We start from the raw sequence: 12,942 nt of genomic DNA, 5'->3' as shown, positions 1-12,942 counted from the left end.
TTTCATTGGTGTAAAAACGAGAACCGTCATCCGCTCTCGGCAGAACAAAAACCAAAGTCTATAATTAAGGCGATTGATAAGGAGAACGTATGCATATTTTAATCACAGGAGGCACGGGCTTCATTGGTAGTGAACTGATCAAGCATTTCACTGGCCACCAACTGACGGTTCTTACCCGTTCTATCAGTCAGGCTAAAAAAGCCTTAAAGCATGCTGACTTTTCAAATATTCACTATATCAGTAAATTATCAGACTTAACTGATCTTAATCATATTGATACCGTAATCAACTTAGCAGGGGAGCCCATCGCCAACAAACGTTGGAGCTCGCACCAAAAAGACAAGATTTGTTCCAGTCGCTGGGAGATCACCCAACAGTTGGTCGAACTCATTAAAAAGAGTCAATCGCCTCCTCATTGCTTAATTAGTGGTTCCGCTGTTGGCATCTATGGGGACAAAAAGAATCAACATGTCTACGAAAACTCAACATTGGCCGAGCAAGGCTTTCCCTATCGAGTCTGTCAGCAATGGGAAAACATCGCCTTACAAGCTCAAAGTAATAACACCAGAGTCTGCCTCCTACGAACTGGTGTCGTATTAGGTGCGCAAGGTGGTGCCCTCGCCGCAATGCTTCCCCCTTTTCAATTTGGGTTGGGAGCTAAAATAGGCTCAGGTGAACAATATATTCCATGGATTCATCTACAAGATGCCGCACGCGCGATAGCGTACTTAACTCAGCACAAGCAAGCCAAAGGGGTATTTAATTTAAGCGCACCACACCCTGTCACTAACAGTACTTTCACACAATGCTTTGCCAAAATATTAAAGCGTCCAGCCTTCTTAGCTTCTCCCAAATGGCTTATGAATATTGTGATGGGTGAATCCTGTCAATTAGTCCTCGAAAGTGTTCGAGCCAAGCCTAAGCGCTTAACCGAGCTCGGCTTTACTTTTACTTACTCACATCTTGAGCCTGCATTAAAGCAAATCTTTCATCGATAACCCAAAAGAAACAATAAGAATCAGCCAGTTATATTTTTAACAACGGCAAAATTAAGTGTATAAATATCATACGATGTCATGAAAGCTTAATATTATTGCGGCACTATATCCTTAATTAATTAGAGGATATTCATTTTGGAGCCGTAGGATGACCCTCAATAGACTAAATTGGTTATGCATCACCCTGGTGGTCGCTTTTTTCTTAATTTCTTAATTTCTTACATGGAAATATAATTACCTTGGCACATCAATACGATTATCGTGAAGAAAGTCCCTCATGATGAGCACAGATGCTTGAAAAGTGTAGAACAAACCCTCATTGTTATAGATATGTTTAGGTCCATCAGTGATTTATAAACCATCTAATATAATCTGCACAATTCAAGGATATTGAGATGCAACCAGAGAACATCATTCAACTTAATGAGCAAAACTTTCGCTCAACCATAGAGCGCTCTCAACAGCTGCCCGTTCTTATTCATTTTTGGGCACCATCCGTCGCAGAAAGTACAACGATCATTAATGAGTTACCCACTTTAGCTCATCAATACCAAGGTGCCTTTTTGCTCGCCTTTTTAAACTGTGAAGCAGAGCCTAACTTAGCCGCTCAATTTGGGGTTCAATCTCTTCCGACTATCGCATTATTTTCCAATGGACAAGCTGTCGATGGTATGGCGGGACCACAAGATATTAATTCAATTACGGCAATGCTAAGTAAACACTTACCCAGCCAAGATGATTTAACGCTTAAACATGCCATAGAAGCGATGGAAGCCAACCAACACCAACAAGCTTTAGGGTTACTGCAAACTTTACCAGAAAGCTATCTCTCACGTGGTGATATTAAACTGGCTATCGCTGATTGCTACTTGGAGACTCAACAGTTCGACCTGGCCGCCTCTCAGCTTGAGCATATACCCCTTGAATACCAAGATAATTATTACAAAGGGTTAGTGGCTAAGCTCGAGTTGCACCAACAAGCAGCAGATAGCCCAGAAATTCAAGCCCTTGAAACTCAACTGGCTGCGCAACCTGATAATCTGATATGTTTGTGTGACCTAGCCCTTCAATACCATCAAGTTGCACGAGATGATGAAGCACTGCAATTATTAATGAGCGTGCTGAAAAAAGATCTTAATGCTCATGAAGGTGAAGTGAAAAAAGTCTGTATGGATATTTTAGCCGCCTTGGGACAAACCAATTCACTTGCTTCAAAATATCGACGCCAACTTTATTCTTTACTGTATTAAGCCTGATGACAAGGGAGCCACATACGCTCCCTTTTTCCTCATATTAAAAACGCCTCAGTGTGATTGATTCCCAGTCAAACCATTAATAATGGGGCACTCAGGGCCTTCATCCCCTGGACACTCTTGAATCCAATCAACCAACTGTTGTCGAATTAAGGTTAATTCCGCTAACTTGTTGTCAACTTCCGCTAACTTTGCTTTGGCTGTTTCTTTAACAGTAAAACTACTGCGACAAGGATCCGAAGCTAAGCTAACTAATGCTTTGCATTCATCTAAATTAAAGCCAACAGCCCGCGCCCGCGCTACAATTTTTAATTGTTCAATTTGACGCTCAGCATAGTCCCGATAACCATTTTCTAAGCGAATGGGGGGCTGAATAATGCCTTTATCTTCATAGAAACGAATAGATTTCGCCGATAGCCCCGTGACTTTAGCAACTTGACTAATGTTCATCAAAATAACCTCATAAAAAAACCGACCATAATATGCATGATGGTCGGCTTAGTATAACTCATTCAACTAAAGAGAAGTGTTGGCAATATTATTCAACGGTTAATAACCAACTTAGAATGGCACTTCTTTGTTGTGGAGACGCTTTCTTATACCAATAATCCAGCATTTCACTTGGTTTATCAGTTGTTTTTAAATCATTAGAAACTTGCTTTCTATTTTGGAAAGCCCAACTAGAGAACGCTTCTTTCTCTACATCAGAGGCTTCACCATACCAATATTCCACCATTTCTTGTGGTTTACTTGCCCCTTTGTCAGAGGACACAGACGTTGCTGCAACAGCAGTTGCTGTTGAACCAGCAACAATAATGTTATTGGATTTATTATAAGCTGCAAGCTCTTTCGTATAATCACGAGTCAACCCACTGAGCGGGACTAAGACTCCTTGCTGGGCTGCAATGCTTTTGTTTGATTGATTAACTAGTAATAACTTAGGGTTTTTATTATATTGCTTCGCATCTTCTGTGGTTAAAATCTTACCTTCAGGCGATATCGTCAAACTAGCATTTGAAGCTGAAAAAGTGACAACAATAGCCGCTGAATTAAATTTCTCATATTCCCCACGATTTTGTACTAATTTTGAGACTTGAAGAACCAATTGGTTCTGACCATCCTTTAAAATGAACTCGCTTTTATCGCTTAAACTAAAGCCTAGCTCTTCACCATTAATGACTAAAGGTTGAACATCTCGATTAAGGTTTATCTTGACATCTGCAGCTGCTTGAAACGAAGCTCCAACCAAACCAGCTAACAACAAAATTTTAAGTGACTTCATATTTCATCCTTAATCTTAATAAAACGGGCACCATCAGTGGTGCCCGATTACTATAACAAAACTAAAGTGCTAACAATGTGAGTTAGAAATAGTATTCAGCACCGACAAGAACGAAATTGTTCCAATCACCAGAATTGTTCATGTCGTAGTTACGTGAATCGATGTATAGATATGTACTTGGTAGTAAGTATCCTAGACGAGCTGTCAAAGCAGTATCTGCGGTATCTTGACCAGTACCATCTGCCATATCGGCATCATCCGTACCTGCGTAACCAACTTTAAATACCCATTTATTATTGAGTACATATTGAGCTGTGGTTGACCATGCATTTTGGCTGTTTGTACCAGCGGCAGAGTCTTGCTCCATATATTTATAAGCTGCAGTAAATGTCACATCACCTAAGAACAAACTACCACCAACGATGGCATAGTTGTTACCATAAACTTTAACTTTGGCTCCATTTGGATCGTAATTTGGGTTAAGAACAACTTCGCCCGTATTTGGATCGATAATATATTGGTTTTCACCATTAGGACCTGTGCTGTCATAATCTCCGCGGTTATAATAACCCGCATGAACATTAAACATATCAGCAGAGTAAGACGCTGCCACACTTGCAACTAGTGCATCAACAGTATTCTCCATACCACTGACCGTTGCTTGGAACGAAAAACCACCCCAGTTTGCAGAATCATAGCGTACGACGTGATCAGCACGATCTTGGAAGCCAGCACCAATATCATTGTTCCAATCAAAGACATTACCTAAGCCTGGGTTCGAGTGAGGCCAGTCAACATAGTTATAAGTTGCCACTAATTGACGGCCATATTTGATAGAACCAAAGCCGTCAAAATCAAGACCTAAATAAGTATCACGAGCACCTAGCTGCCCTGATTTATCGCCGTTATTGGCATTACCACCTTCAATTTGCCAAATAAGATTTGGTGCAAAATCTTCAAACTCAACAGTACCACGGAAACCGATACGTGACTCTAAGTCGACCCCAAAGTTACTGTCATCTTGGTCATCAGCAAACAACATATAACCTGCTGCTTGACCATAAAATTGAACGGCATCACCTGCAAGAGGAATTGCTGCGTTAGCTGTACCAGCCAATGCGACGGTAGAAATTGCCGCGCCTAAAAGCGTACGTTTAAAAATTTTTTCCATGGAAAAGCTCCTAAAAATGGACATAGCTGTATTGACTTCACCTTGAAACTTTAAGTGGCCGCCGAAAGCAACAAGGTATCCTTTTCTGTTATTTCGCTTAGTAAACTAACTAGGCGAAAAAATATTTATTATGTTTATACACAATGTGTACCCACGTGCTTAAGACTAACTTTGCTACGCGAAATATCAACACTAAGTTAATTTTTTAGCAAAAAAACATGAGCCAGTGCAAAGTTCCCTTGCAAAGGTGACTCAAATCACACTTCTCGCAAAATAAGAATATAATTCATATTTATCAATAAGATAAAAAGCAAATATAAATGAAAACTTTAATTCCACCGCAAAGAATCATTCACTATGATTATCTTTTTTCGATGAAAATATTTTACTATTAACATTAACAACACTCATGTTACTTAAAAGTAAAAAAAAGGGCGCCCAAATGGACACCCTAAAAATAGATACTTATTTAAAAATTAAAATAAAGCTATTTATCAAGAATTTTCAGTAGCTGTTGTTCTGTTTGAACTTCAATTCCTAGCTCTTGAGCTTTCGTCAATTTAGAACCAGCCGCCTCTCCTGCAAATAAAATATCGGTTTTTTTCGATACACTACCAGCGACTTTGGCACCGAGCGCTTGTAAGGCCGCTTTCGCATCATTACGATTTAGGTGCGTAAACGAGCCCGTGATCACTACGGTTTTATCTTTTAATGGTAAAGATTCCGGATCCGCTATCACTTCAACTTCAGGCCAATGTATGCCTTGCTCAATCAAAGCATCGATCACTTTCTGATTATTTTCTTCTGAGAAAAAGTGCACAATATGCTCTGCAACCACTTGCCCTACGTCTTGAACCTCAATCAGTTGCTCTTGGCTTGCCGTGCGTATTTTATCTAAAGAAGTAAAATGCATCGCCAGGTTTTGCGCCGTCGCTTCACCCACTTCACGAATCCCTAACGAGTATAAAAAGCGGGCTAATGTTGTCTCTTTCGCAGCCTCTAAAGCATTCACAATATTTTGTGCTGATTTAGGCCCCAAGCGCTCGAGTACGGTTAACACTCCCGCTGATAATTTAAAAAGATCGGCCGGTGTTTCTACCATTTCACGATCAACTAATTGTTCTATCACTTTAACGCCTAAACCATCTACATCCATGGCTTTACGTGATACAAAATGTTTTAGCGCTTCAATACGTTGCGCTTGGCAAATTAGACCTCCGGTACAGCGTGTGACCGCTTCACCAACGATACGCTCAACATCAGAGCCACACACTGGGCATTGAGTCGGATAATTCACTTTCACCGCCTCAGCTGGACGTCGGTCAGGAACCACTCCGACAATTTTAGGGATAACATCCCCCGCACGACGCACAATAACGGTATCGCCAAGACGCACATCTAAACGTTCAATTTCATCGGCATTGTGCAAGGTGGCATTACTGACAGTAACGCCCCCTACATACACAGGTTCTAACTTAGCAACAGGCGTGATCGCCCCAGTTCTGCCCACTTGAAATTCCACATCATTTAAGCGTGTCATTTCTTCTTGCGCAGGAAATTTATAGGCAATGGCCCAACGAGGCGCACGAGCGACAAAGCCCAACTCCTCTTGCAGCGCAATATCGTCAACCTTAATCACAACTCCGTCAATTTCATAAGCTAGCTCACTACGGCGCTGCAAAATATCGTTATAGTAGGCTTTGACTTGTGTTAACCCTTCCACCACTTTGGTCTCAGGGCACATTGGCAAACCCCACGATTTTAACGTCAGAAAGCGTTGATAGTGGCTCACGGGTAACTCACCCCCTTCCACCACGCCAACACTGTACGCGTAAAAGCTTAAAGGACGAGTAGCGGTCACTTTAGAATCGAGTTGACGTAAACTGCCTGCGGCGGCATTACGAGGGTTAGCAAACGGCTTAGTGCCATTTTTTAAAGCTTTGTCATTAAAAGCATGAAAGCCATCAAGCAACATAAATACTTCACCGCGGACTTCAATTCGCTGCGGCCAGTCAGTGCCTTGTAACTTTAATGGAATCGATTTGATGGTCTTCACATTCGCGGTAATGTTTTCTCCTGTTGAACCATCCCCTCGTGTTGCGGCTTGAACCAATACGCCATTTTCATACAATAAACTTACGGCTAAGCCATCTAATTTCGGTTCACAACAATACGTTTTGCAGTGTTGATCTTTTAAACGAGTAGCAATTTTTTTATGAAAGTTATCCAACTCGCTATCTTCAAACGCATTATCGAGCGAAAGCATTGGGATCTCATGTTTCACTTGAGAAAATCCATCTAACGGTTTACCACCAACTCGCATCGACGGCGAAGAATCGGAATAATATTCTGGATGCTGAGCTTCTAACGCTTGAAGTTCTCGCATTAAGCGATCGTATTCTGCATCGGTAATTTCAGGATTATCTTCAACATAATAGCGCACACCATGGTAATGCAGTGTTTCGCGTAATTGTTCTATTGTTTGCTGAATATCATTCGCCATTGTCTATACCTGACTATTACATAAAATCTATGGGATTATTAATAAAAAAGGCCCCAGTAAAGGAGCCTCTAGTTTACGTGTTTTTGCTATTCGACTTCGGCATTTCTTGCGACATAATCACGAATTTGTTGACGGTACGCCGACAATCGATTTGGTGTCATTAAGTTGCGCTTATCATCAAGAACGTTTGCCCCTAGATCATCCGCGATCTGTTGAGCCGTTCGAAGCATGAGCTTAAAGTTTTGATCTGGATTGCCAAAACAAGGCAGGGTCATAAAAAACGATATCCCTTTCGTTTGGAACGTTGCCGGATCATCATGAGCCAATGTGCCAGGATTCATCATATTAGCGACACTAAATAAAACTTTACCAGTACCAGAGGTATCCGTATGGCGGTGGAAAATATCCATCGCACCATAAATTAAGCCATTTTGCTTCATGCTTTCAAAAAGATCAGTACCGACAAATTGCGCATTACCCGCAGCATGAACATGAAAAACGATCACTTCCATTTCTTCTTTTTTAGCTTCAGGTTCAGGCTGTTGTGTTGTTTTTTCCACCGCTGGTACTGCTTCAGCTTTGGGCTGAGATGGCTCATAAGTTGGTTGAGCAATAGCAGGCTCAACCACAGGTTCTGGTTGAGAGGTAAATTCTGGTTCTTCGGTGGGTGTTGCTGAAAATGACGTTTCTTTTATGCCAATATCCGAGCGTCCAAATAAAGGGTCGTGCTCTTCATCCTCGACCTCAGCGTGAAAAGCCGGTTCTGTTCTTTCTGCAATCGGCTTAGCATGTGAAACAATGCCTTCCTCTGCATCATCATCGAGTAAAGTATCGACTTTAGGTTCCATTTTGTTTAAAGGCTTATCAGCAAATTTTGCTTTACCTTCTTTCTTACTCGTCCAAATACCGTGTACCAGCAAACCAGCAATAGCCAGACCGCCAACAATGATGAGTACTAGTCGCAATTCCTGCATTTGTCACTCTCAACTATTAATCTAATTATCGAAACCATCATCCAACTTACTGAATAATAAACCATCACTTTGATACTTATATTGCCTTCACTCTTTTATGAAAATGTCTCACCAAAAGAGAAAAACAAGTTGGTTGCATAACACTGTCCGTTACTTTACCAAATATTTATATCAGTTTTGAACCAAATAATGTCAGTATTCAGGCATCTTTATAATTAAGTCAAGCATTGTGATGATTGAGTGAATCATTGTGATGTTTTTTTGTGCGATAGCGCATTGGCTGCATTATGCTTAACAAGTGCTTTCTCTTTTCTTATTGCAAGATAACAGTAGAATAGCGTTTAGACATTATATTGATTTATTGGAGTGTTCATGTCGTCTTCTGATCTTCACCAGAAAACTTCCCTTACGACTAAAACTGGATTTGGTTATTTTTTCTATGGAGCACAGCTCTGCTTTAAACCAGGAATCCGCCGATTTGTTATTTTACCACTTATCACCAATATTCTGTTGTTTGGTGGTTCTTTATTCTACTTATATAGCAATTTAAGTGAGTGGTTAGAAAGTTGGCTTGGCACCATTCCTGATATGTTTTCTTGGTTATCCTACCTACTACTTCCTTTATTAGGGATTACCATCATTGCCACCTTCAGCTACTTTTTCAGCACAGTCGCCAATTGGATTGCTGCGCCGTTTAATGGCTTATTGGCGGAAAAATTAGAAATTCAATTAACTGGCAGTGGTCCTAGTGAACAAAATTTGTTCTCACTGATTAAAGATACTCCACGCATTCTACACCGAGAATGGATTAAGTTAGTCTATTATTTACCTAAAGCATTAGGGCTATTTATCCTGTTGCTCATTCCTGCCTTAGGACAAACATTAGGCCCGATCTTATGGTTTATTTTTTCTGCTTGGATGATGGCCATTCAGTACTGCGATTATCCATTTGATAACCATAAAGTCACCTTTCCTAAAATGAAAGACGACTTAAAAGAAGATAAATGGCGAGCTTATAGCTTTGGTGGATTAGTCGCAGTATGTACCATGATACCCATTGTAAACTTATTCGTAATGCCGGTTGCCGTTTGTGGTGCTACAGCAATGTGGGTCGACAGATATAAAGCTAAAAACTGATCTTGGTTATCCCTCCCACCCCCAACCATGGCTCTAACCTGAGACGGGCCATGGTTGTTAAGCAAGAGAACGCGCACTTATTATTAGCATCGCATTTTCCAACTTAGGGTACCTTTTCTCCATATCATATAACCATTTATTCCTTTCACCTTATCCGTTGAAGATTTATCCTTTTGAAACTGCATAAAAAGCACCTAGACCCCAATTGAGAAAGTGAATCCCAATTGAACAGGTTCAATGAGGTACGCTTAAGTAAATCTATTCTTACTCTACTGTGTAATGAAGGAACATCGACATGACAAAAATTTACGAAGATAACTCTCAGACGATTGGTAATACCCCTCTCGTGCGCCTAAACCGTGTAAGCAAAGGCAATGTGTTAGCGAAGATTGAAGCCCGCAACCCTAGCTTTAGCGTAAAATGCCGTATCGGTGCCAACATGGTATGGGAGGCAGAAAAAGCAGGACTGTTAAAACCAGGGGTTGAATTGGTTGAACCAACCAGTGGCAATACAGGTATTGCACTAGCTTATGTCGCAGCAGCACGCGGCTACAAACTAACTTTAACCATGCCAGAGTCTATGAGTCTTGAGCGTCGTAAACTTCTCAAAGCACTTGGAGCCAACTTAGAGCTCACTGAAGCAGCAAAAGGCATGAAAGGCGCAATTGCTAAAGCCGAAGAGATCGTAGCCAGCGATCCGAGTAAATATCTCCTTTTACAGCAATTTAATAACCCAGCAAACCCAGCCATTCACGAACAAACTACCGGTCCAGAAATTTGGGATGCCACAGACGGTCAAGTCGATGTGTTTGTTTCAGGCGTAGGTACAGGTGGTACATTAACTGGAACCAGCCGTTACCTTAAAAATACTAAAGGTAAAGCTATCACCACAGTTGCCGTCGAACCAGCAGAGTCACCCGTCATTGCTCAAGCACTAGCAGGTGAAGAAATTAAGCCTGCGCCACATAAAATTCAGGGCATTGGTGCCGGATTTATCCCTGGTAACTTAGATTTATCGCAAATCGACAAAGTTATTTCTGTGACTTCAGATGAAGCAATTATCATGGCTCGTCGCCTGATGGAAGAGGAAGGAATCTTAGCAGGAATATCTTCTGGAGCAGCGATTGTAGCGGCTAACAAAATAGCAGAACTCCCTGAATTTGAAGGAAAAACTATTGTAGCAGTCCTACCGAGCTCTGGTGAGCGTTACCTCAGCACCGCTCTATTTTCAGGCCTCTTTACCGACAAAGAGAACGAACAGTAAAAACTGGTTCAAATCAATTTTTCTCGGAAAAAAGCTCCTTTATGGGGCTTTTTTGTTGATTCGCACCACGCCTTTAGTAATAATCGGGCTGTTTTATTTTAAGCTTCAAAATAAAGAAGCCTAATATTTGACCATAGGTTAGGTATTAGAAATAAATAAATATAAGTGATGATTGAAAGGACAAGTTTGGCGCGACTTATTTCTTCACTAGCGAAGCGATAAATAAGAAGGTAAGCTAAACTACTTTCAGTTTCCAACAAAAAGCAAATTAATCGGGGTAACACACATGTATCAGAAGCAAGTAGAAATCACTGCAGAAAACGGCCTTCACACTCGTCCAGCTGCGCAATTCGTAAAAGAAGCTAAAGCATTTGATGCTGATATCACAGTGACTTCTAATGGCAAAAGCGCAAGTGCTAAGAGCCTTTTCAAACTACAAACTCTAGGTCTAGTAAAAGGCACTGTTGTAACTATCTCTGCAGAAGGCCCACAAGCTGAAGCAGCAGTTGACCACCTAGTGGCTCTAATGGATGAGCTACACTAATCACCACGCGTGATTAGCTGTAATTGTACTTTTTATATTTGAACAAATTAAGGTAAGGCTATGATTTCTGGAATTCTAGCATCTCCTGGTATTGCTTTCGGTAAAGCACTACTTCTTCAAGAAGATGAAATTGTCCTAAATAAAACTCCTATTTCGGACGATCAAGTTGAAGCAGAAGTAAAACGCTTCTTTGATGCTCGTAATAAATCTTCTGAGCAATTAGAAGGTATTAAACAAAAAGCACTTGAAACTTTTGGTGAAGAAAAAGAAGCAATCTTTGAAGGCCATATCATGTTGCTTGAAGATGAAGAGCTAGAAGAAGAAATTTTAGCCCTCATCAAATCTGACAAAATGTCAGCAGATCTTGCGATTCACACTGTAATCGAAGAACAAGCTACTGCACTTGAGTCTCTTGATGATGACTACCTTAAAGAACGTGCTACCGATATCCGTGATATTGGTACACGTTTTGTTAAAAATGCTTTAGGCATTCACATTGTTTCATTAAGCGCTATCAACGAAGAAGTGATTCTTGTTGCTAACGATTTAACACCATCAGAAACCGCGCAAATCAACCTACAATACGTACTTGGTTTCGTATGTGATATTGGTGGTCGTACTTCTCACACCTCAATCATGGCACGCTCTCTTGAGCTACCAGCGATTGTAGGTACTAACGACATCACTAAGAAAGTATCCAATGGTGACACCATCATTCTTGATGCTATCAATAATAAAGTGATCGTTAACCCTTCTGAAGCTGAGCTTCAAGAAGCCAAATCAATTCGTGATGCTTTCTTAGCTGAGAAAGAAGAATTAGCGAAATTGAAAGATTTACCAGCAGTCACTTTAGATGAACATCATGTCGAAGTATGCGGTAACATCGGTACAGTGAAAGACTGTGACGGTATTATTCGTAACGGCGGTGAAGGTGTTGGTCTATACCGTACTGAATTCCTATTTATGGACCGTGATGCCCTTCCGACTGAAGAAGAGCAATATCAAGCCTATAAAGAAGTTGCAGAAGCCATGGGTGACCAAGCGGTGATTATCCGTACTATGGACATCGGTGGTGATAAAGATCTTCCATACATGGACCTGCCACAAGAAATGAACCCATTCCTTGGCTGGCGTGCAGTCCGTATTAGCTTAGACCGTCGCGAAATCTTAAAAGACCAATTACGTGGTATTTTACGTGCCTCTGCTCACGGCAAGCTACGCATCATGTTCCCAATGATTATCTCTGTTGAAGAGATCCGTGAACTGAAAGCGGCCATTGAAGAATACAAAGCTGAACTTCGTAGCGAAGGCTTGGCATTTGATGAGAATATAGAAATCGGTGTAATGGTTGAAACCCCAGCGGCAGCAGCAATTGCACATCACCTAGCTAAAGAGGTTTCTTTCTTTAGTATTGGCACAAACGATTTAACCCAATATACTCTGGCTGTTGACCGTGGTAACGAGTTGATTTCTCACTTGTACAACCCACTCTCTCCTGCTGTACTGACTGTGATTAAGCAAGTTATTGATGCATCTCACAAAGAAGGCAAATGGACAGGTATGTGTGGTGAGCTAGCAGGTGACGAACGTGCTACTCTACTTCTACTGGGTATGGGTTTAGATGAATTCAGCATGAGCGGTATCTCTATCCCTCGCGTGAAGAAAATCATCCGTAACTCAAACTACGCAGAAGTTAAAGCAATGGCTGAAGAAGCGCTTGCCTTACCAACTGCGGCAGAAATCGAAGCCTGCGTTGATAAATTTATCGCAGAAAAATCGAATTAAGAATATAATCTTTTAGTTAAAGATTAAAAAG

11 protein-coding genes are annotated in these 12,942 nt (G+C 41.0%); 6 read left to right on the top strand and 5 right to left on the bottom strand.

Features of this window, described 5'->3' with window-relative positions:
* Positions 1 to 89 precede the first annotated feature (89 nt).
* Together VCA1004_RS03840 and VCA1004_RS03835 are read left to right on the top strand one after the other, a co-directional pair.
* The gene (locus VCA1004_RS03840; protein WP_086982708.1) at positions 90 to 998 is read left to right on the top strand and encodes a TIGR01777 family oxidoreductase; all 909 of its coding nucleotides are present in this window, start codon (positions 90 to 92) and stop codon (positions 996 to 998) included.
* A 395-nt stretch (positions 999 to 1,393) separates the two neighbouring features.
* Positions 1,394 to 2,248 (top strand): co-chaperone YbbN, encoded by an 855-nt coding sequence (locus tag VCA1004_RS03835; RefSeq protein ID WP_086982706.1) that lies wholly within the window; start codon positions 1,394 to 1,396, stop codon positions 2,246 to 2,248.
* A 54-nt stretch (positions 2,249 to 2,302) separates the two neighbouring features.
* Here the strand turns inward: VCA1004_RS03835 and cueR are convergent, their stop codons facing one another.
* From cueR to zipA, 5 genes are all read right to left on the bottom strand, one after another.
* The gene (gene cueR / locus VCA1004_RS03830) at positions 2,303 to 2,701 is read right to left on the bottom strand and encodes a Cu(I)-responsive transcriptional regulator (RefSeq protein ID WP_086982704.1); all 399 of its coding nucleotides are present in this window, start codon (positions 2,699 to 2,701) and stop codon (positions 2,303 to 2,305) included.
* Positions 2,702 to 2,789: 88 nt separating this feature from the next.
* Entirely contained in the window at positions 2,790 to 3,533 is a 744-nt protein-coding gene (locus VCA1004_RS03825; protein WP_086982702.1) for a YccT family protein, read from the bottom strand.
* 82 nt (positions 3,534 to 3,615) lie between these two features.
* A complete protein-coding gene (locus tag VCA1004_RS03820) occupies positions 3,616 to 4,704 on the bottom strand; it encodes a porin (protein WP_086982700.1) in 1,089 nt (362 codons plus the stop codon).
* Between the two features lie 487 nt (positions 4,705 to 5,191).
* On the bottom strand, positions 5,192 to 7,207 hold the full coding sequence (gene ligA / locus VCA1004_RS03815) for an NAD-dependent DNA ligase LigA (protein WP_086982698.1): 2,016 nt from the start codon (positions 7,205 to 7,207) through the stop codon (positions 5,192 to 5,194).
* A gap of 86 nt (positions 7,208 to 7,293) precedes the next feature.
* On the bottom strand, positions 7,294 to 8,181 hold the full coding sequence (gene zipA / locus VCA1004_RS03810; RefSeq protein WP_086982696.1) for a cell division protein ZipA: 888 nt from the start codon (positions 8,179 to 8,181) through the stop codon (positions 7,294 to 7,296).
* A gap of 372 nt (positions 8,182 to 8,553) precedes the next feature.
* Between zipA and cysZ the strand changes: the two genes are divergently transcribed.
* From cysZ to ptsI, 4 genes are all read left to right on the top strand, one after another.
* On the top strand, positions 8,554 to 9,318 hold the full coding sequence (cysZ, locus tag VCA1004_RS03805; protein ID WP_086982694.1) for a sulfate transporter CysZ: 765 nt from the start codon (positions 8,554 to 8,556) through the stop codon (positions 9,316 to 9,318).
* A 295-nt stretch (positions 9,319 to 9,613) separates the two neighbouring features.
* Positions 9,614 to 10,582, top strand: a complete 969-nt coding sequence (gene cysK / locus VCA1004_RS03800) for a cysteine synthase A (protein WP_086982692.1) — start codon at positions 9,614 to 9,616, stop codon at positions 10,580 to 10,582.
* 286 nt (positions 10,583 to 10,868) lie between these two features.
* Positions 10,869 to 11,126 carry an HPr family phosphocarrier protein gene (locus tag VCA1004_RS03795; RefSeq protein ID WP_086982690.1) on the top strand — a complete coding sequence of 86 codons (258 nt, stop codon included), beginning with the start codon at positions 10,869 to 10,871 and terminating at the stop codon, positions 11,124 to 11,126.
* Positions 11,127 to 11,186: 60 nt separating this feature from the next.
* A complete protein-coding gene (ptsI, locus tag VCA1004_RS03790) occupies positions 11,187 to 12,911 on the top strand; it encodes a phosphoenolpyruvate-protein phosphotransferase PtsI (RefSeq protein ID WP_086982688.1) in 1,725 nt (574 codons plus the stop codon).
* Positions 12,912 to 12,942 lie beyond the last annotated feature (31 nt).

Origin of the sequence: Vibrio aphrogenes, from assembly GCF_002157735.2 — a bacterium.
Taxonomy (GTDB): Bacteria; Pseudomonadota; Gammaproteobacteria; order Enterobacterales; family Vibrionaceae; genus Vibrio; species Vibrio aphrogenes.
This window is presented reverse-complemented; position numbering and strand designations above follow the sequence as displayed.